This is a genomic window from Salinibacterium sp. NG253 (genome assembly GCF_015864945.1).
Classification (GTDB): Bacteria; Actinomycetota; Actinomycetes; order Actinomycetales; family Microbacteriaceae; genus Rhodoglobus.
In genome coordinates this window covers 1,493,119-1,511,775 of record NZ_JADYWF010000001.1, presented here as the reverse complement: position 1 = coordinate 1,511,775, position 18,657 = coordinate 1,493,119, and the positions used below count along the sequence as shown (strand labels likewise).

The 18,657-nt window shown below is 61.9% G+C and carries 20 protein-coding genes; 7 read left to right on the top strand and 13 right to left on the bottom strand.

Features of this window, described 5'->3' with window-relative positions; all coding sequences use genetic code 11:
- The first annotated feature begins 2 nt into the window (after positions 1-2).
- Entirely contained in the window at positions 3-845 is an 843-nt protein-coding gene (locus tag I6E52_RS07360) for a type II CAAX prenyl endopeptidase Rce1 family protein (protein WP_197155870.1), read from the top strand.
- 51 nt (positions 846-896) lie between these two features.
- Here the strand turns inward: I6E52_RS07360 and I6E52_RS07355 are convergent, their stop codons facing one another.
- The 3 genes from I6E52_RS07355 to purS are packed head-to-tail and all read right to left on the bottom strand — an operon-like array spanning position 897 to position 2,350.
- The gene (locus I6E52_RS07355; protein ID WP_197130063.1) at positions 897-1,361 is read right to left on the bottom strand and encodes a DUF3817 domain-containing protein; all 465 of its coding nucleotides are present in this window, start codon (positions 1,359-1,361) and stop codon (positions 897-899) included.
- An 18-nt stretch (positions 1,362-1,379) separates the two neighbouring features.
- Positions 1,380-2,078, bottom strand: coding sequence for a phosphoribosylformylglycinamidine synthase subunit PurQ (gene purQ / locus I6E52_RS07350; protein WP_197155868.1), 699 nt, complete (start codon positions 2,076-2,078; stop codon positions 1,380-1,382).
- The gene (purS, locus tag I6E52_RS07345; protein ID WP_197155866.1) at positions 2,078-2,350 is read right to left on the bottom strand and encodes a phosphoribosylformylglycinamidine synthase subunit PurS; all 273 of its coding nucleotides are present in this window, start codon (positions 2,348-2,350) and stop codon (positions 2,078-2,080) included. The genes purQ and purS overlap by 1 nt, the downstream gene beginning before the upstream one ends.
- Positions 2,351-2,418: 68 nt before the next feature.
- Between purS and I6E52_RS07340 the strand changes: the two genes are divergently transcribed.
- Positions 2,419-3,672: an MFS transporter gene (locus I6E52_RS07340; RefSeq protein WP_197155863.1), complete on the top strand. Its 1,254-nt coding sequence runs from the start codon at positions 2,419-2,421 to the stop codon at positions 3,670-3,672.
- Positions 3,673-3,730: 58 nt separating this feature from the next.
- On the opposite strand, the gene I6E52_RS07335 is transcribed toward I6E52_RS07340, so the two are convergent.
- A complete protein-coding gene (locus I6E52_RS07335) occupies positions 3,731-4,288 on the bottom strand; it encodes a YceI family protein (RefSeq protein ID WP_197155861.1) in 558 nt (185 codons plus the stop codon).
- Between the two features lie 138 nt (positions 4,289-4,426).
- On the opposite strand from I6E52_RS07335, the gene I6E52_RS07330 reads away from it, so the two are divergent.
- Positions 4,427-5,437, top strand: a complete 1,011-nt coding sequence (locus I6E52_RS07330; RefSeq protein WP_197155859.1) for a serine hydrolase — start codon at positions 4,427-4,429, stop codon at positions 5,435-5,437.
- Positions 5,438-5,470: 33 nt separating this feature from the next.
- Here I6E52_RS07330 and I6E52_RS07325 read toward each other — a convergent pair whose 3' ends face one another.
- On the bottom strand, positions 5,471-5,821 hold the full coding sequence (locus I6E52_RS07325) for a cytoplasmic protein (protein ID WP_197155857.1): 351 nt from the start codon (positions 5,819-5,821) through the stop codon (positions 5,471-5,473).
- Between the two features lie 63 nt (positions 5,822-5,884).
- Positions 5,885-6,748, bottom strand: a complete 864-nt coding sequence (locus I6E52_RS07320; RefSeq protein WP_197155855.1) for a VOC family protein — start codon at positions 6,746-6,748, stop codon at positions 5,885-5,887.
- 91 nt (positions 6,749-6,839) lie between these two features.
- On the opposite strand from I6E52_RS07320, the gene I6E52_RS07315 reads away from it, so the two are divergent.
- Positions 6,840-7,445, top strand: a complete 606-nt coding sequence (locus I6E52_RS07315; RefSeq protein WP_197155853.1) for a hypothetical protein — start codon at positions 6,840-6,842, stop codon at positions 7,443-7,445.
- 38 nt (positions 7,446-7,483) lie between these two features.
- On the opposite strand, the gene I6E52_RS07310 is transcribed toward I6E52_RS07315, so the two are convergent.
- Genes I6E52_RS07310 through I6E52_RS07295 form a run of 4 tightly spaced genes read right to left on the bottom strand, consistent with a single transcriptional unit; the run spans position 7,484 to position 11,778 of the window.
- The gene (locus I6E52_RS07310) at positions 7,484-8,686 is read right to left on the bottom strand and encodes a pyridoxal phosphate-dependent aminotransferase (protein ID WP_197155851.1); all 1,203 of its coding nucleotides are present in this window, start codon (positions 8,684-8,686) and stop codon (positions 7,484-7,486) included.
- A 23-nt stretch (positions 8,687-8,709) separates the two neighbouring features.
- A complete protein-coding gene (locus I6E52_RS07305) occupies positions 8,710-9,273 on the bottom strand; it encodes an Lrp/AsnC family transcriptional regulator (protein ID WP_197155849.1) in 564 nt (187 codons plus the stop codon).
- Entirely contained in the window at positions 9,266-10,615 is a 1,350-nt protein-coding gene (locus tag I6E52_RS07300; protein ID WP_197155847.1) for a M20/M25/M40 family metallo-hydrolase, read from the bottom strand. Before I6E52_RS07300 ends, I6E52_RS07305 begins: the two co-directional genes overlap by 8 nt.
- Before the next feature lie 2 nt (positions 10,616-10,617).
- On the bottom strand, positions 10,618-11,778 hold the full coding sequence (locus I6E52_RS07295; protein ID WP_197155845.1) for a Xaa-Pro peptidase family protein: 1,161 nt from the start codon (positions 11,776-11,778) through the stop codon (positions 10,618-10,620).
- A 254-nt stretch (positions 11,779-12,032) separates the two neighbouring features.
- Here I6E52_RS07295 and I6E52_RS07290 point away from each other — a divergent pair, with 254 nt between their 5' ends.
- Both I6E52_RS07290 and I6E52_RS07285 read left to right on the top strand, forming a co-directional pair.
- Entirely contained in the window at positions 12,033-13,643 is a 1,611-nt protein-coding gene (locus tag I6E52_RS07290) for an ABC transporter substrate-binding protein (protein WP_197155843.1), read from the top strand.
- Between the two features lie 173 nt (positions 13,644-13,816).
- On the top strand, positions 13,817-14,800 hold the full coding sequence (locus I6E52_RS07285; protein ID WP_197155841.1) for an oxidoreductase: 984 nt from the start codon (positions 13,817-13,819) through the stop codon (positions 14,798-14,800).
- Positions 14,801-14,809: 9 nt separating this feature from the next.
- Here the strand turns inward: I6E52_RS07285 and I6E52_RS07280 are convergent, their stop codons facing one another.
- The 3 genes from I6E52_RS07280 to I6E52_RS07270 form a co-directional block, all read right to left on the bottom strand.
- Entirely contained in the window at positions 14,810-15,175 is a 366-nt protein-coding gene (locus tag I6E52_RS07280; protein WP_231601789.1) for a GntR family transcriptional regulator, read from the bottom strand.
- Positions 15,172-16,098 (bottom strand): hypothetical protein, encoded by a 927-nt coding sequence (locus I6E52_RS07275; RefSeq protein WP_197155839.1) that lies wholly within the window; start codon positions 16,096-16,098, stop codon positions 15,172-15,174. The genes I6E52_RS07280 and I6E52_RS07275 overlap by 4 nt, the downstream gene beginning before the upstream one ends.
- 135 nt (positions 16,099-16,233) lie before the next feature.
- Positions 16,234-17,310, bottom strand: a complete 1,077-nt coding sequence (locus tag I6E52_RS07270) for an alkene reductase (protein ID WP_307842433.1) — start codon at positions 17,308-17,310, stop codon at positions 16,234-16,236.
- Positions 17,311-17,675: 365 nt separating this feature from the next.
- Here I6E52_RS07270 and I6E52_RS07265 point away from each other — a divergent pair, with 365 nt between their 5' ends.
- Positions 17,676-18,647 (top strand): GlxA family transcriptional regulator, encoded by a 972-nt coding sequence (locus I6E52_RS07265; protein ID WP_197155835.1) that lies wholly within the window; start codon positions 17,676-17,678, stop codon positions 18,645-18,647.
- The last annotated feature ends 10 nt before the right edge of the window (positions 18,648-18,657 follow it).

Genomic DNA, 18,657 nt, shown 5'->3' with positions numbered 1-18,657 from the left:
GGATGCCCGGCCTCGACAATGCTGTCAGCTCCCCGCCACTCAGTTCACGCAGTTGGGGGCTGGTGCCCGCAGCGCTGCTGAGTGGATCGGCGGTGCTGATGTTCTCGCTTCGGCTTCCGCTGCTGGGCTACCTCGTCGTAGCGGTGGCGCTCGCCGCCGCCTGGCTCACCGACCGCAACAAGCACACCGAGGGTCTCGCGAAAGACTTGCTCCTGATCGCGGTCGGCATGATCATCGTCTCCACAGTGTCGGTCGAAGCCGACATCAGCTGGGGCAACTTCTTCTTGCTCGGGTTTGTGCTGGCCGCAGCGGTTGCTGTGCCCTACGCACTGTCACGCTTCGTGTTCAAGGATCGCCTCATCCGCTTTCCGTGGCGGGGCGGATGGCCGTGGAACCGCGTTCAGTGGGGCTATCTGTTTCTCGTGCTCTTTCTCGGCTGGCTCATTCTGCCGTTCTACTTCATCACGAGTGGTGTGTATCTCAACTGGCCCATCGTGACGACACCCGACGAGATCGGTCGACTGTTCGTTGGCGTGAACGCGGTCGGCACGTGGGATGAGCTGTTCTTCATCCTCACCGTGTTCGTGCTCTTTCGCCGGCACTTTCCGGTCTGGCAGGCAAACCTGCTGCAGATGGTGATCTTCGTGGCGTTCCTGTGGGAACTCGGCTACCAGTCGTGGGGTCCGCTGCTGACGATCCCGTTCGCGCTGCTGCAGGGCTGGATCTACTCGACCACGAAGTCGCTCGTCTACGTGTTGAGCGTGCACCTACTATTTGACGCGGTGGTGTTCCTCGTCATTGTGCACGCGAGAAATCCGGGAGTGATCGGGTTCTTCCTGCTGTAGCCGCGCACAGCGCGGCAATGATTGCGACGCTATGACGCGGGTGGCGCGAAGCTACTCTTTGCCGCCGGGAGGGCCTGCGATGAGCAGCACGACGTAGAGCAGAATGACGGCGCCAGCGATGAGGGCCACCAAGATGTACGGGTGGTTCAAGAACCACCGCATCGTGCGGTCAATCCAACCAGCATCCCGCGGATGATCGGAGGCTTCCTTGCGCCAGTCGCCCTTCAAGCGACCCGAGCGTGCCAGCCACAGCTCCACCGGAATGGTGGCGTAAGGAATGACGGCGCTACCGATGGTGAGAACGGCGGTGCCGACGCTCCAACGCTGGTTCACCGTCAACAACACGGCAGTGGCACCGTAGGCGAGGAAGACGAAACCATGAATGGCCCCACCGATCGACACCGCGACATCCAGCCCCGCCGTAGCGCGCAGGATGAGCCCGGTGATGAGCAGCGTCCAGGTGACCGCTTCAGCAAAGGCGAGAACACGGAACAGTGACTTGGGGGTCGCAAACATGAGGCCGAGCTTTCAGTATTAGGCGTTGGCCATCAACGAGCTGATCGCGCTCGTGAAGAACGTGAGGCCGTCGGTGCCCGAACGCATCGCCGCGCGAGTGTCTGGGCCAAAGCCAGGCTCCGTCGCGTGCTCGGGATGAGGCATCAGGCCAACAACGTTGCCACGGGCATTCGAGATGCCGGCAATGTCATTCGCCGACCCGTTGGGGTTGACCTCGAGGTAGCGGAACACAACCTGGCCTTCACCCTCAAGGCGATCAAGAGTGGCCTGGTCGGCAATGTAGCCGCCCTCACCGTTCTTGAGCGGGATGATGATCTCTTCGTCTTCTTTGAAGCCGTTGCTCCAGGCCGTGTCGACATTCTCGACGCGCAGCTTCTGGTCGCGGCAGACAAAGTCACCGTGATCGTTGCGCACGAGACCGCCGGGGAGGAGGTGCGACTCCACCAAGATCTGGAAACCGTTGCAGATGCCCAGAACAGGCATTCCGGCGTTAGCGGCCGTGATGACTTCGCTCATGATGGGCGAGTGGGCTGCGATTGCACCGGCACGCAGGTAGTCGCCGTAGCTGAACCCACCGGGCAGAACGATGGCATCCACGTTCTTGAGGTCGTGGTCACCGTGCCACAGAGCTACCGGCTCACCGCCACCCAGCTTGACCGCGCGCTGAGCGTCACGGTCATCGAGCGAACCCGGAAAGGTGATGACTCCGACGCGCACTATGCGCCCTGAGTGTCGTCGGCGGGGCGAGCCTCGCCGACGTAAATAACATCTTCGATGACGGTGTTGGCGAGAAGATCGTTAGCGATCTCGCGGGCCTCAGCCAGCAGTTCGTCAGTGATCGGCCCCTCAACGGTGAGCTCAAAACGCTTACCGATGCGCACCGCACTGAACTCGCTTTTGTCGAGACGGACGAGGGCGCCGGCTACGGCCTTACCCTGAGGATCGAGGATTTCAGCCTTAGGCATTACCTCGACGACAATAATTGGCACCGAATCACTCCATGATTTCGCGCGGGAAGATGGCTCCAGTCTAGCCGAGGGTACGCCAGACTGTATTCATGGACATCGACCGCGCAGTGCAATCCCGAATAGTCCGCACGCTCGTGGCTGGGCAAGTGCTCGCCGGGCTTGGTCTAGGGGCCACTGTTGCCGTGGGGGCGATTCTGGCTGCTGATCTGGGCGGCGAAACACTCTCGGGCGCGGCAGCGACATCCAGCACTTTGGGCGCAGCACTCGTGTCGATTCCGCTGGCTCGCCTCGCGGCTCGGTGGGGTCGTCGACCGGCGCTGGCGCTCGGCGCGGGAGTCGCGGCCGGTGGTTCGCTCATCACGGTGATCGCAGTGGGTCTCGCGTTCTTCCCGCTTCTCATTCTTGGATTCGCGATGCTCGGCGTTGGCACGGCGGTAGGCCTGCAGGCGCGCTTTGCGGCGACGGATGTTGCGGCACCCGAACACCGCGGTCGCGACCTCTCTCTTGTGGTGTGGTCGACCACGATCGGCGCTGTTGCCGGCCCGAACCTCATCGGCCCCGGCGAGGCGATCGCTCAGTGGCTCTCCTTGCCTACGAACACCGGTTCGTTCGTTTTCGCGATTGCAGCCCAGCTTGCAGCGATGGTTCTCTATCTTGTTGAGCTGCGGCCCGATCCGCTCACTCTTGCCCGCAACCGTCCGGTGGATGCCGCCGTTGCCGCGGATGCCGGAATCGTTCGCGGTCGTGGCCCGCTCGTCTTCGCTATCGCTGCCATCGCGATCAGCCATGCGGTGATGGTCTCGATCATGGCGATGACGCCCGTGCACTTAAGCCACCACGGAGCGAGCCTCACGATAATCGGCTTCACGATCAGCCTGCACATCGCCGGCATGTACGCGCTCTCGCCCGTGTTCGGTTGGGCGAGTGACCACTTCGGGCGCATCCCGACGATTCTTATTGGGCAGGGGTTGTTTGCGGCCTCCGTTGTTGTAGTGGCACTGGGGGAGCTCAGCAATGTCGCCGTCACGGTCGGCCTAGTGCTGCTCGGGCTCGGCTGGAGTGCGTCGACGGTTGCCGGTTCCGCCCTTGTCGCCGACCTCGCGACCGGAAAAACAAAGCTGCGCATTCAGGGCCGCAGTGACACGATCATGAGTCTCGCGGGGGCGCTCGGTGGAGGGTTCGCTGGCCCCATCCTCGCGCTCGTTGGCTATGCCGGGCTCGCGTGGGGTGCCGGAATTCTGGTGCTCATCGTTGCGGTGGCCGCCCTCGTCGTGTGGCGCAGCGCCGCTGTTGCTGCAGCCGAAAAAGTGTTGCTCAACAACGCCGCCGAAACGGCGTCATAACAAAGGCCTCTCCGCGCAGTGCGCAGAGAGGCCTCATTAGTTATTCGCGAGGACGCGGTTACTGCTGGAGTGCAGCCTGAAGGTCGAAGGTGAGGGTGACGTCTTCGCCGAGAAGAACGCCGCCGGTTTCGAGAGCTGCGTTGTAGTTCACACCGAAGTCGGTGCGGTTGATCACAGTGCTCGCGCTTGCTGCCGCAATGGTCTGGCCGTAGGGGTTCTGCGCGATGCCGCCGAACTCGCCCTTCAGCGTGACCGGCTTCGTGACGCCACGGAGGGTGAGGTCGCCCTCGATGGTGAGGTCATCACCGTCAATCGCGACGCTCGTTGACTTAAAGGTGGCGGTGGGGAACGTCTCAACGTTGAAGAAGTCGTTGGTGCGCAGGTGACCGTCGCGGTCAGCCTGGTTGGTGTTGATCGTCGCCATGTCGATCTCTGCCGTCACCGAGTTCTCGGCGGGCGTTTCGGAGGTGACGATCGTGCCCGAGAAACCATCGAAGGTTCCGCGAACCTTGCTGATCATGAGGTGCTTGACGGTGAAAGAAACCGTCGAGTGAGCGGCATCAATCTGCCAGGTGCCGGTGGTGAAACTGGGGTGTTCAACGAGAGAAGTAGTCATGTAAATCGGCAACTCTGGGTGGGGCTGATCCATTCCGCGAATGCGGGTCTGTTCGCTGGGAGCGTTACTCAGCAATCATCGAGCCCACCCACAGCATCCGCTGCCCAATTGACGAGCGACAGTGGGTAGGCTCGCACTATGGACACCACGGGACTCGACGCATTTCTTGAGCACAATGACTTCTCTGGCACGGTCCTGATCAAGCGGGGCAACGCCACTATTTACGAAGCTGTCGCGGGAAAAGCGACCCAGCGTTGGGATGTGCCAAACACGGCAGACACGCGCTTCGATTCCAGCTCGATCACCAAGCTCTTCACGAGCGTTGCGGCGCTGCAGCAGGTGTCGAAGAATGACCTCGACCTCGAGACGTCCATTCATCACTATGTTGACCTCGCCGATACCGAGATTGACCCCGCCGTCACGCTGCTGCACGTGCTCACCCACACGAGCGGCATTGCGGATGACGTGGATGAAGAAGAGGGCGAAAGCTACGCCGATCTGTGGGCAGAGTTCCCGACCTACACAATTCTTGAGCCCGCCGATCAGCTCCCCACCTTTGTGAACAAGGAGTCACTGGCCGAGCCCGGTGTCGAGTGCGTCTACACCAACGCGGGTTACGTTCTGGCGGGCCTTGCGCTTGAGAAGGTCACGAAGACCGACTACCGCCAGTACATTTTCGACGAGGTCTTCACGCCGGCCGGCATGGTCGACTCGGGGTTCTATGACCGTCGGGATGCCGCCCCGCGCGTTGCCGAAGGCTGGGACTACATCGATGGCCGCTGGGTTTCCAATATCTACAGCGCCCCGCCCATTGGTCTGCCCGATGGCGGAGCTCACGTCACCGCCGCCGACCTCATTCGCTTCATTCAGGCAGTGCGCAACGGCGACCTCCTCGACACCGAGTTCACAGAAGAGTTTCTCACCCCGCAGGTTCAGTACGACGAAGAGACCTGGTACGGCTTCGGTCTTGAGTTCGACATGAACGAAGACGGCACCGTGCGCAGCTACTTCGCCGACGGTGTGAGCCCCGGCGCCTCCGGAATCGTGCGCCACTACCTCGAGAACGGTCTCGACGTTGTCGTGCTCTCGAACTCCGAAGAGGGCGCGTGGCCGGTCATCCGCGAGATCGACGAACGCCTCGGCGGGTAACTCGCGCGTACGCGTTCCTGCTTGTGGGCTGCGCTAGGGGGCGAGTTGGGCTGGACCCAACCACACGGGCATTGGGTCGTCGGGGGTTCGATCTTTGAGCTCCACGAACATCACGTGGGTTGGGCTGTCGCCAATGTTCTCTCCGGAGTGGCGTTGGGCGGGCAACCACATGGCCAGGCCCGTTGCCAACTCAACATCGCGATGGTTCTCGCCAGCGTGTAAGCGGCGGCGAAAATCGCTGAGAGTGATCATGACACTGTCGGGATGCTCGTGCGGTGTCGTGGTATCGCCGGCCGCATCGATGTACTCAAGCACTCGTACGCGGTCATTCTCGAACACCACTGAGTAGTGTTCCGGATTCGTTGCTACAGGATCGGCGTCCATGGGAGACAGTGTGCGCCTCGAATGTCGCCTTGGCAAGCACTATTTTTCGCGCCGGCCGTTGCCCTAGTTTGCGGCGGTGCTCACACGAATAGTGTTGGCCCACGGGTCATCGAAACTGAGGGTCTGACCATCGTGGCGTAACTGGATGCCGTGGTGCGTCATCCGTTCGCCAAGCGCTCCGAGGTCGTCGGCACTCGGCACCGCAATGTCGACTTGAGCGAGCCCGAGTGCGGGCAGCCGCGGACCAGCACCGCTCGAGTTCCACGTGTTCATGGCCATGTGGTGGTGGTAGCCGCCAGCGCTGACGAACACGGCGCTGCCGGGGATTTCGGTGGTTGCTTCGAAGCCGAGTTGGTTGACGTAGAACTCGCGGGCAGTCTTCACGTCACCCACCTGCAGGTGCACGTGGCCGACGCGGGCGCCACCGATCACGGGCTGCTCGATGGCAGCCTCGGTGAGGTTCTCTTGCAAGAAGCCGTTGGGGTCGAGAAACAGGGTCGCCATTTCGACGGCGCCGTGGGTCCAGCTCCACTGGGTGCGGTCGCGATCCCAGTACAATTCGACGCCGTTGCCCTCCGGGTCGGTGAAATAGAACGCTTTGCTCACGAGGTGATCGGCGCTGCCGGTGAACGTCTTCGGGTAGCGAGTGGCAACCGAGTACACGGATGCCGCCAAGGCTTCTTCGGTGTCGAACAGGATGGCCGTGTGGAACAGTCCGGCGTCGCGGGGGCTCGCATGCGTGAGCGCGGGTGAATGCTTGAGGATCACGACGGGCGTGGTGCCGCGACCGAGAACGACCGTGTCAGAAGACTCGCTCAGCACTGTGAGGGCTACGGCGTCCCGGTAGTACGCCGTGAGGGCGTCGAGGTTCGCGACGCTGAGCGTCACCGCGCCCATAGCGGTGTCGGGTGCGAGCAGTTCGGTCATGATGCCTACAACCTTGCTGATGGAGCTGATATTCCACGAGCGACACGCCCACTCCTAGACAGGTCAGTACACGGGGTTTAGCCTCGTAGCCATGAACACCAGCCGCGTTGTTCCAGCCCTTGTCGTTTCCTCGCTGCTTGCCATCGCGTTGGCGGGGTGTGGCCCTTCGGGGTCGAGTGAGCCGACGGAAAGCCCGGTGGCAACGGCTACCGAAGCTCCCACTGCGGATCCCACACCGTCGGAGACTCCCGTCGTGCTCGCGAGCGAGTGCACCGAACTGCTCGATGACGCGACGCTTGCTTCGATGGCGGGCAGCAGCTTCCCGCTGCTAAACCCAGAAGACACCACGAGCTACGTCGACAAAATTCGAAGCGAAGCTGGGCTTTACGGCCCGTCGGCGGAAAACGCACTGTTCGTCGATAACGGGGGGCTGTTGTGCCTCACCTCGGATGGCTACGCGGTGGGGGAGGTCTTCGGTTACTCACCTATTACTCCCGCTCAGGCAGCGGTTCAGCAAGAAGCGCTTCTCGATCAGGGCTACTCGATTACCGGGTACCTCGGCGGCGATCTGTACAGCCAGCTATCGCCAAGTGACGACGTTGTTTCTGAGTACCTCTTTGCCGGCGGGTATTGGTTCTGCGCAAAGACAATTGAGCGCCTTGATGAGATCATCGCGAACTCCGGGGTGCCCCTCTAAGAGCAGGGCGACCCCGAGCCGCACAGGGTGACGCGCGCCTAAGCGGCCGCGCTCACGCCTTTGAGTTCCGCGAGTTCGCGCAGGCCAGCGGCCAAGCGCGCGACACCTTCCCGGAAGATTTCGCCGCGGCCGTTCGAGCCGTACATGACGCGAATGTAGCCTTCGCCAACCTCGCCGAACCAGTTACCGGGCGAGACGCCGAGCTGCTGGGTGCTCACGAGGTGTTTGACGACCTCAAGAGAGGTGCCGAGCTCGGAGGTGTTGACCCAGTGGTAGAAACCACCGGCCGGTAACGCCGCGCCAACACCCGGAATGCCCTGGAGTGCATCGTGGATGGCGTGGCGGCGCTGGTCATAAATGGTGAACCATTCATCGGTGTAGGCCGGGTTCTCGTAGGCGGCGGCAACGCCGTACTGCGCGAACGTATTGGTGGGGCCCACGTAGTTGAAGGTGGCGATCTTGAGTAGCGGCATGATCTCGGCCGGAGCAACGAGGTAACCCACACGGAAGCCGGTGAGCCCGAGGTCTTTCGAGGTGCCAAAGACGGTGAGGGTGCGTTCGCGCATTCCGGGCAGAGTCGCGAAGTTCACGTACTCTGCTCCGTCGTACACCTGACGTTCGAAGTCCTGGTCGACGATCACGCCGAGGTCGAACTCCTCGGCCAGCGCAGCAAGTTCCATGAGGTTCTCGCGGGTGTAGACAGTGCCGGTCGGGTTGTTGGGATTGGTGATCACGATGGCGCGAGTGCGTTCCGTGATGCGCGAGCGGAATTCATCCATCCGCAGGGCGAAGCCATCTTCTTCGTAGGTCGGAACTTGCACACACACCGCACCCATCTGGTGGATGTCGTTGATGTTCTCTGCGAAGCCGGGGCTTGTGACAAGAACCTCATCGCCCTGACCGGGGCGGATGCAGATGCGAATCGAGAGGAAGAGGGTGAAGGCCGAGCTTGGGCCGACCATCAACTCCGTTTCGGGGTCGATCTCCATCCCGTTGAAGTCCCACAGCTTATTGACGAGCGCGGTCTTCAGACGAGGCTCGGCGTACCCGTTGTCGAGCGAGTAGTGCGTTTTGCCATCATCGAGGGCTTGCTTGGTGGCATCGATGACGTGATCCGGCAGGCACTTGTCTGGCGCGAACGGATCCGCGCCCATCATCATGATCCGAGTCTCGGGATCGAGCCCTGCATAGAGGGAAAAATCGGGAGCGGCGAGGTCTCGCCACGAATCATCAATGCGCACGGAGCTACTTTCTGTTGGAGCGGTTATTCGTCGATGTCGAGGATGTGGCTGAGTGGCGACGTGTCTTCGATGCGGCCAAGGCTGATCATCGCTTCCACGCGCTGCAACCCGGGCACGGCTCCGAGCTTTTCGAGAAGCAGAGACTGCAGCTCGGCATGATCTTTCAGGCGGAACCGCGCCATCATGTCGTAGGTTCCACTCAAAATCAGCACTTCGGTGAGCGAGGGAATCGCCCGAAGCGCTTCGATGACACTGGGCATGCGGGCATCTGAGGTGATCTTGATCGGGATGACGACCAACATGGGGCGGCCCATGGCTGACCAGTCCATCTCGATGCTGCGGCGTCGGATGACACCGGTGCGTTCGAGGCGCGCGACGCGCTCTCCGACGCTGGGCGCCGACATGCCGACCAGCGCGCCGAGGCTGCGAAGCGAAATGCTGGAGTCTTCGTGCAAGTGGCGGATGAGCTGGAGGTCGACGGTGTCGAGGTCAACCGGTGGCGTCGTCGGTTGTAAAAGATCCATGATCGTCGTCGACGACGCGATGGCATCTTTCGTCGACCGCGCTGCTGCTGCGGCGTCAGTCATTGTTCGCGAACCCGTTGGCCTCAAGGTTGTTCAGCAGGTCGAGAGTGAACTGGATGTGGGTGAGGTAATCCTCGAGGTAGCCGTGTTCGTTGTAGCCGTGCATGTTGCCCTCCGGTCGCAAAGTTCCGGTGGGTGAGATCAAGGGAGCCCCGAGATGTTCAAGGAAGAATGCTCCCGGTCCGGAACCAGTCATCACATCGTAGATGACCGGTTCTGCTTCGAAAGCTTTTGTTGCAGCTTCCAGCACCGAGACCGCGAACGGAGTGTCTACCGGGGAGAACGCAGGCTGCATGGTGCGGATGAGGTCGACCTGAATGTCGGGAGCGGTGTCAGCGAGGAACGCCTTCACGGTCTCGAAGCAGGCGTGCGGGTCCATGCCGGGCACGAGCCCGAAGCGGACCTTTGCGGTGCCCTTCGCCGGAACGCTGTGGCTAACGCTGGGGTCGATGTCAAAGCCCGAGAGACTCATCGACGGGGTGAAGATGAAGCGTTCCTTCAGTTCGGCCTCGGGCAGATCCTTCAAAGGATTGACGCCCGGCAGGCTGATGGCGTCGCCGGGAAGCGAGAGCTGCTGCGTGCGAGCCTTCGCCGCGGCATCCGGGCGCAGAGCTGAATCTGTGAAACCGGGAACGGCGATGAGGCCGTCCTCCGTGACGAGAGACGTGATCGCCCGCATCAACTCGAGCGGTGCGGAACGCAGAATCTGCGAATACGAGGGGTGCTGATTGGAAGCCAAGATGTTCAGACTCAGGCTGATCTCCATGCCGCCACGGCATCCGAAGCCGACGGCGGGGCGACCATCGTCTTCACGAAGGTAGCTCTCCCACAGCACCGCGTCGGAGCTGAGGCGTTCAGCGTTCTCGGCCAAGACGGTTTCGAGGCCGGGGCTACCGATCTCTTCACACGGGTCGGCGAGGTAGATCATGCTGTACGGCAAGCCGTCCGGGTGATCCTCGATGAACAGTTCGAGCGCGCGCAGGCGGCTCGTGACATCGGCCTTATCGTCGCAGGCACCGCGGGCCCACATGGCGCCGTCGCGAATTTCTGAGTCGAAGGGGCCAGAGATCCACTGCTCGAGGTCGCCAACGGGCTGCACGTCGTAGTGGTTGTAGAGCATGAGCGTTTTGTCGCTTGCTCCGGGGAAGTAGGCGACGACGACCGGCCCGTAAGCGGGAATCTCGATGCGTTCGACGCGCTCGCTGAGCCGGCGAAGCTTCTGCTCCAGCCAGTCAGCGGCAGCTTCGATTGCCACACGATCGCTCGCCACAGAGGGGAAGCGACAGAATTCCTGCCATTCGCGGATGCTCTGCTCGCGCTCGGCATCAATGCGGGGGTCGCGCACGCTTAGACTCCTCGGGAAATTGCGACGGGGGTGAGCTCGTACGGGTAGTCCGTAATGCGCTCGGCGCCGTCTTCGGTGACGAGAACGATGTCTTCGAGGCGCACGCCGCCGAAGCCCTGGCGGTAGCAGCCGGGCTCGATCGCGATCACGTCACCGGCAACCAGCACGGCGTCGTTCTGGCCGAGACCGGGAGCTTCGTGAACTTCGAGGCCGATTCCGTGGCCGAGGCTGTGGAAGTAGCCCTCGTTGAGAACCTCGCCCGGCTTCTTGGTGAGCTGCGTAGGGTAACCAGCGTTGCTGATCGGCTCGCACGAAATGCGGTGCAGTTCGGCAACGGGGAGACCGGGGCGGATAGCCGCGAGCGTGTTGTCGAAGGATTCCTTCACGATGCGCCAGTACGTTGCGAGCTCTTCGTTGATCTCGCCCTTGACGAAGGTGCGGGTCATGTCGGAGTTTCCACCGGACTCGGTGTCGCGGGGGCAGATGTCGACCGTGACGGGCTCTTTCTCAAAAATCTGGCCGGAGCCAGCGTGATGGCCGATGCAGGTCTGCTCGCCGTGGGCCACGATGAGGCCGGCGTCTTCGCAACCGTTGCGCAAGAAGGCGGCGCGGATGCCCGTCTTCAGGTCTTCACAGGTGAGGGGCTTGCCGTCGATGAGTAGTCCGCCATCGGTATCGACCGTTGCGGCTTCCATCTGGGTGGCGACGTGGGCAACGCCCGCTTCGGCAGCGATCTGAGCGCGGCGCATTCCGGCGAGCTCAGCGGGGGACTTCACGCGGCGGCGCATCTCGAAGAGGTGGTTGTCGACGTTCAGTTCGATGCCAGCAGCACGGAGATGGTCGGCAACGCCGAGCGGGAAGGTGGAGGGAACGCTGGCGCTCTTCACTCCGGTGCGGACGCATGCCTCAACCAAGCAGTTGAGTTCGGCGAGGTCGGGGCCCTGTCCGGCGGCGCGGAAGTCATCGAAACCAAGCTCTTCGAGAGGGAAGACGGTCATGTTATCGACGTCGCGCATCCGGGCCGCTTCAAGCGACTTGATCGCGGTGTAGCGCTTGCCATCAACTTCGATGTAGAGGAAGGGGTCGTGCACCTCGTGGGTGATTACGTGTCGCATGTCTGCGGACATCGTGCTCGAAAACATGAGGATTGGCGCGCTCGTCATCGTCTCTACTTCTTTCTCTGCTCGGTGGGGCTGGATGCCGTCATGGCGAAACCTTACGGCATTCCCACAAGCGTAATGATAGGTCATGTGTCGGTTTTGTAAATTGTTTGTAAGGCGACTAGCGAATACAACCTAACAACGAGATAACATTATGACACTTTACGTTAGGTCGCAGTTTCGTAGCCCTAAAGTAAATCCAACGCCCGGAGCCACTCACTGCTGGCACCGTAGGCGCTCACTGCACAGGAGGAAGCATGAAGACATCACGTTTCGGGTTGGGCGCTGTGGCGCTCGCCTCGGCGGTCTCGCTCACTCTCGCCGGCTGCGCTAGCAGCGATGGTGGAGATTCAGGCGACGTCAACCAAGTCATCACCACCAATGGAAGCGAGCCGCTCGGCCCGCTCGTCACCGTCGGCACTACCGAGACCGGTGGCGGAAAAATTCTGACGTCCATTTACGCGGGTCTGGTTTCGTACGAGGCAGACGGAAGCATCCGCAATGACGTTGCTGAGTCGATTGAGTCGGAAGACGGTCAGCACTGGACCGTCACTCTCAACGACGGCTGGACCTTCACCAATGGTGAGGCAGTAACCGCAAGTTCGTTCGTTGACGCCTGGACCTATGGCGCGACGTTCAGCAATGCACAGGCTTCGTCGTACTTCTTCGATGACATCGAGGGCTTCAGCTACGAAGCGGACTCAGAGCTGACTGGACTCAGCGTTGTCGATGACCTGACATTCGATGTCACTCTTGTTGCCCCTGAGGCTGACTGGCCGTTGCGCTTGGGCTACACGGCATTCATGCCGTTGCCCTCGATTGCTTTCGACGACATGGAAGCTTTCGGCGAGAACCCCATCGGTAACGGTCCGTACATGATGGATGGCGACGACGCGTGGGAGCACGATGTGCAGATCTCGCTCGTCACGAACCCTGACTACGACGGTGTGCGCACGCCCGCCAACGGTGGTGTCACCTTCAAGTTCTACACGTCACAGGACGCTGCCTACGCAGACGTTCTCGGTGGAAACCTTGACGTTCTCGATGCTGTTCCCGACAGTGCCTTCGGCATTTTCGAGGATGAGTTCGGCGACCGCGCCATCAACCAGCCGGCTGCCATCTTCCAGGCGTTCAACATTCCTTACTACCTCGATCACTTCAGTGGCGAAGAAGGAAAGCTGCGTCGTGCCGCTATCTCGATGTCGATCGACCGCGACGAGATCACTGACGTGATCTTCCAGGGCACCCGCACGCCGGCAACCGACTTCACGTCGCCCGTGATTGACGGATACTCGAGCGATCTCGATGGCGCCGAAGTTCTCGACTACAACCCTGAAGAAGCGCAGAAGCTGTGGGCTGAAGCCGACGCTATCTCGCCCTTCGGCGACAGCACGTTCGACATTGCCTACAACGCAGACGGTGGCCACCAGGGTTGGGTGGATGCGGTTGCAAACAGCATCAAGAACACTCTCGACATTGATGCCGTCGGCAAGTCGTACCCCGACTTCAAGTCGTCGCTCGAAGACCGTGTTGCAGGAACCCTCACCGGTGCAACTCGCGCCGGATGGCAGGCCGACTACCCGTCGCTGTACAACTTCCTCGCACCGCTCTACCAGACCGGCGCTGGCTCGAACTATGAGGGCTACAGCAGCTCTGAGTTCGATGGTCTCCTGAAGGAGGGTGCTGCAGCTCAGACGGTTGATGACGCAACGGCGCTTTACCAGGACGCTCAGGAAGTTCTGTTGAAGGACCTGCCCAGCATTCCGCTGTGGTACTCCAACGCCACTGGCGTCTCGGCTGACACTGTCGAGAACGTTGAATTCGGCTGGGATTCAGTCCCGCTGTACTACCAGGTCACCAAGGGCTAATAGCTATCTCGTGAACTAGCACCAGGGATCAAGCCCGGGTCGACTTCGGTCGGCCCGGGCTTTCTTGTTTCCCGGAGCTGTCTCCCGGGCGCCCGCGGGGCGCGGGAGCTGTTTTCTGGGAGTGTGCTGGTGCGCTTGACCTAGAGTGCGCTCCAGCTCTTAGAGTCACAAGCATGATCTCCTCCGAAGAAATGACAGCCCGCCAACAACCCCTCGAATCGAAGTTCGGCTACCGCAGCACAGCATCCGAAGTGATCGCCGGTTTCGACCTCGCCGGCAAGACCGCTGTCGTCACCGGTGGCTACTCGGGGCTCGGCTACGAAACCGTGAAGGCGCTCGCCGACGCGGGCATGACCGTGATTGTTCCCGCTCGTCGTCCAGACAAGGCAGCCGAAGTGCTCGCCGGTGTCACTGGTGTGCAGATTGAGGCGATGGATCTTAGCGACCTCGACTCTGTCGCCGCGTTCACCGCCGGGATGCGCGACGCTGGCACTCCCGTTGACCTCATGATCAATGCCGCCGGGGTTATGGCAACACCCGAGCTGCGCACGCCGCAGGGCTGGGACCTGCAGTTCGGCACCAACCTCCTCGGACACTTCGCACTCGTCGCTGGTCTCGAACCCCTGCTTCAGGATGGCGCACGAATCGTGTCGTACTCGTCGGTTGGTCACTGGCGTTCACCCGTGAACTTCGATGACATCAACTTTGACTCCACCGACTACGAGCCCTGGGTTGCCTACGGCCAGTCGAAGTCAGCGGATGCCCTGCTCGCTGTTGCTCTGGATGCTCGCCTTGCCGGCCGCGGCATCCACGCGTACTCGGTGCACCCCGGTGGCATCATGACCGACCTGCAGCGCAACATGCCCCGCGAAGAGTTGCTCGCACGCCAGTGGATCGACGAGGACGGCAACCCCAACCCGCTGTTCAAGACACCGGCCGAGGGTGCATCGACCGGACTTTGGGCGGCAACGGCCACCGAGCTCACTGAGCGTGGCGGCGCGTACTGCGAAGACTGCTCCATCAAGGGCATCGTTGCGGATGACCACGCCGACATGACGACCGGCGGCGCCAAGCAGTGGGCGGTTGACCCTGCTGCGGCCGAGAAGCTCTGGGCTGTTGCGGTGAAGGCGACCGGGTTGGATCCGTTCAGCAGCTAGCGGGCGGTCCTAATCGTCCTTCTCTTGCGACGCCCAGATCGCACGAAGAACCCGGGTGGTTTCTTCGAGGTCAACACCTGCGCGCCCGCTGGTGTCGGCGAGGATTCGGGCCGCTTCGACAACGGCGAGGGGGGTGGCTGACGCCGTTGCGCTAACGCGGGTTCCTCCTCCGGTGTGGGTGCGTAAGTGTCCCTCGGTTTCGAGAGCTTTGTAGGCTTTCGCGACAGTCCCGGGAGCAACGCCGAGGTCTTTTGCGAGTTGCCGAACTGAGGGGATCCGCTCGCCCGCTGCCAAAGTTCCGGCAGCGATGAGCCCGCGAATTTGGTCCCGAATTTGGTCGGCAGCGGGGGCTGATCCCGCCAAGCTAATCATCATGATCGATCGGTGTTTGCGCGGGCGCGGCGTGTGAGCGCGGCGGATAGCAGAACTCCGAACCAGAGTGCATAGCCGAGGGCGGCTATGCCTAGGCCAACATAGAGAAGAGCTGGCTGCATTGCGGCGAAGGGGGTCGTCCACGAACCCCAGCCATTTTCGCCGATGGCGGCCCCGCCCCGCAACGACGCTGTATTTGACAGTGACGTAAATATGGAGCCGAGGTGAATCAGGAGAGCCCCGCTCGCGATAGCGAGGATATTCCGGGTTCTGAGGTGACGCATCCGCACATCGTCGTCGTGGTTGGCGCTGAGCGAAGGGCGGGCGATGAGCCAAAGTACGACGAAGGTGACCGCGATAAGTGCGGCGAGAAGCATCAACGCGGGCACCGAGTAGTACCAGCCGTAGATTCGGGTTCCGAACGAGATCGAGCTCCCGGCATCCACGGTGTAGTTCCGCCAGAGGCCCTCTTCGTCTGGTTCCGATGCCATCCCGGCCAGCACTGAAACGGTGACGATAGTGCCGACAATTGTGGTGACGCCAGCGAACCACCACCGAGGGCCGAAGCTGAACGGTGTTCGCCGGGTGAGGCTTGCGTGACCACGCGGGGCGTGGATGCCGATGGGGATGGCGAGGAGCGCGATGGCCAGGATTCCGATCGCGAGAGCCCAGACGACGCGCATCTCGAATACCCACAGCGGAAGATGCTCGGACAGCGGGGGCTGGAGCATGGGGAACCCGATGGCCGCATTCAGATAAATGAGGCCGGCCATGGCTAGGGAAGTCGCAGTCACCGTGACTGCAGCAGTCAGTCCGCTGGGCAGCCGGCTTGTGCGCCCTCGTGCTAGCCACCACGCAACTGCCAGTGCCAGCCCAATGATGATGGAGCGGAAACTAAACCAGATGAGTATGACGAGGTCGGGCATTGAGGCGGCTCCGTAAACATCGAATGTACTAGTGTTGAGGTACATTCAATGTAGCACGTGCTTGGTACACTTGAGCGGCCAAGTTTCATCAAGACGCCCGAGACGTCATTCGCCGCCGGCCGCCCTCGCGACGCGCTAGCTCGGCTCGAAGGTGGGGTAGTCCGTGTAACCCTCGGGGCCGGCGGTGTAGAAGGTCGTGGCGTCGGGGGTGTTCAGTGGCAGGTTTTCTTGCCAGCGGTAGACCAGGTCGGGGTTGGCGAGGGCTGGGCGGCCCACGACAACGCCCTCGGCGTGACCGTCGCGCACCAGATCGAGGGCCTCATTACGAGTCGTCATCTGTGCGAAGCCACTGTTGAGCAACACCGGCCCGCCGAAGCGGGCGCGCAGCTCTTGTACGAAAGCACCGGTGGGTTCGGCGTGCAGCACGCTGAGGTAGGCAAGCCGCAGTGGGGCAAGACCGTCGACGAGTGCCCCGTAGGTCGCGAGAACATCGGCGCTGTCCGTCTCGAACGCGTCACGGATGTTGTGTTCCGGGGAAATGCGCAGGCCCACACGGCCGACACCGATCGCTTCCGCGACTGCGGTGGCGACCTCGATCACGAAGCGAGCGCGGTTTTCGGGAGAACCGCCATACGAGTCTTCACGCTGGTTGGAGGCGGGGGAGAGAAACTCGTGCAGCAGGTAGCCATTGGCCGCGTGAAGCTCGACGCCGTCGAATCCCGCCGCGATGGCGTTGCGCGAGGCCGTCACGAACTCCTGGATTACACCAGCGAGTTCACTCTCGGTGAGCGCGTGCGGAACCGGGTAGGGCTGCTTCCCGTCGTAGGTATGAGTTTCGCCGTTGATCGCGATCGCGCTCGGGCCGACCACGGGCTGTCCGCCAGTGATGCTCTCGTGAGTTACGCGCCCGGCGTGCATCACCTGCGCGACAATCTGGCCGCCTGCCGCGTGTACTGCGTCAGTAACGTGCTTCCAGCCTTCAAGCTGCTCGGGCGTGACCAGACCGGGCTGGCCGGGGAAACCCTGCCCGGCATGGCTCGGGTAGGTGCCCTCAGACACGATCAGGCCGAACGAGGCGCGCTGGGCGTAGTACTCGGCAACCATCGGGCCGGGAACGCCGGCTTGTCCAGAGCGGGTGCGTGTGAGCGGTGCCATCACCAAGCGGTTGGTCAGGTTCAGCTCGCCGAGGGTCGTGGGGGAAAACAAGTTCACAGCAGATCTCTTTCTGTCGGTCGTAACAAGTTCAACATCGACTGGCACGAACTATTCCTCCCTGAGAATGTGCTCGGTTTGCTGGCGGAGCCTGCGCGCGCGTGGCTGCAGCAACGGGGTGCAGTTCGTTCACCGGTTAGGGCAGTCGGCTCCAATCGGTGGGGGTTCGGCGGCTACCTCCCTGGGGTAGGTCGCGGATGGTGCCCACAATGGCGAGGGCTGAGACGGTGGCGATAATGATTGCGATTAACATGGCACCAACGCTACGATCGTATAAATAGTGCCAACAGTGGCAGCCATGCCATCTATCTAACGAATACTGCCAAATTTGCAGGCGGCGTGTTCAGCAAAGAGTTGAGGTCCTCATGGAGCGAGTAGCGGTCATCGTGCACGACGGGTTCACCCCGTTTGAGTTCGGGCTCGCCTGCGAAGCGTTCGGTCTCGATCGCACCGATGAGGGTATCCAGTCGTTCGATTTTCGGGTGCTCACTCCCGACCCCGGCGCCATTCGTAGCAGCATCGGCTACACCATGAACGTCGAAAACGACCTGTCGTTTGCCGACGACGCCGACGTGATCGTGCTCACACCGGTTCCTCGTTCGACCTGGGGAACCGTGGATGCGCGGGTCTCCGCAGCGCTCGAACGGGCGGTCGCGCGCGGAGCTTGGGTTCTGGCCATCTGTAGCGGCTCGTTCACTTTGGCGGCATCCGGATTGCTGGATGGACGCCGCGCAACAACGCACTGGATGTACTCGCAGACCTTTGCCGAGATGTATCCCAAGATCGACGTCGACCCCGACGTTCTGTATGTGCAGGATGACCGCATCATTACGAGTGCAGGCACCGCCGCCGGTATCGACGCCTGCCTGCACCTCTTGCGGCAAGAACTCGGGGCTGAGGTGACGAATCGCATCGCGCGACGCATGGTGATTGCGCCGCAACGTGATGGCGGTCAGGCGCAGTTCATCAGCAAGCCGCTGCCGGTCGTTCGGTCAGAATCGTTCGCAGCCGTCACCGAGTGGATGCTAGAGAACCTGCGCGATGAACTTCCGGTAGAAGAGCTTGCGCGTCGAGCCCAAATGTCGCCGCGCACCTTCGCCCGCCGCTTCAAAACGGATCTCGGCACCACCCCCGCAGCTTGGCTCGCACGCCAGCGATTGCTGCACGCGCAACGGCTTCTCGAAGAGACCGAGCTCGATCTTGAGCAAGTGGCGGGCGAGAGCGGGTTCGGCTCGGCCGCTGTGCTGCGCCAAAACTTTGCGCGCACGCTGGGGGTCACGCCGAGTGCGTATCGCAGCCACTTCAGCTGTGGAACGCACGAGCCTGTTTCGGCCTAGCAGAGCTGCT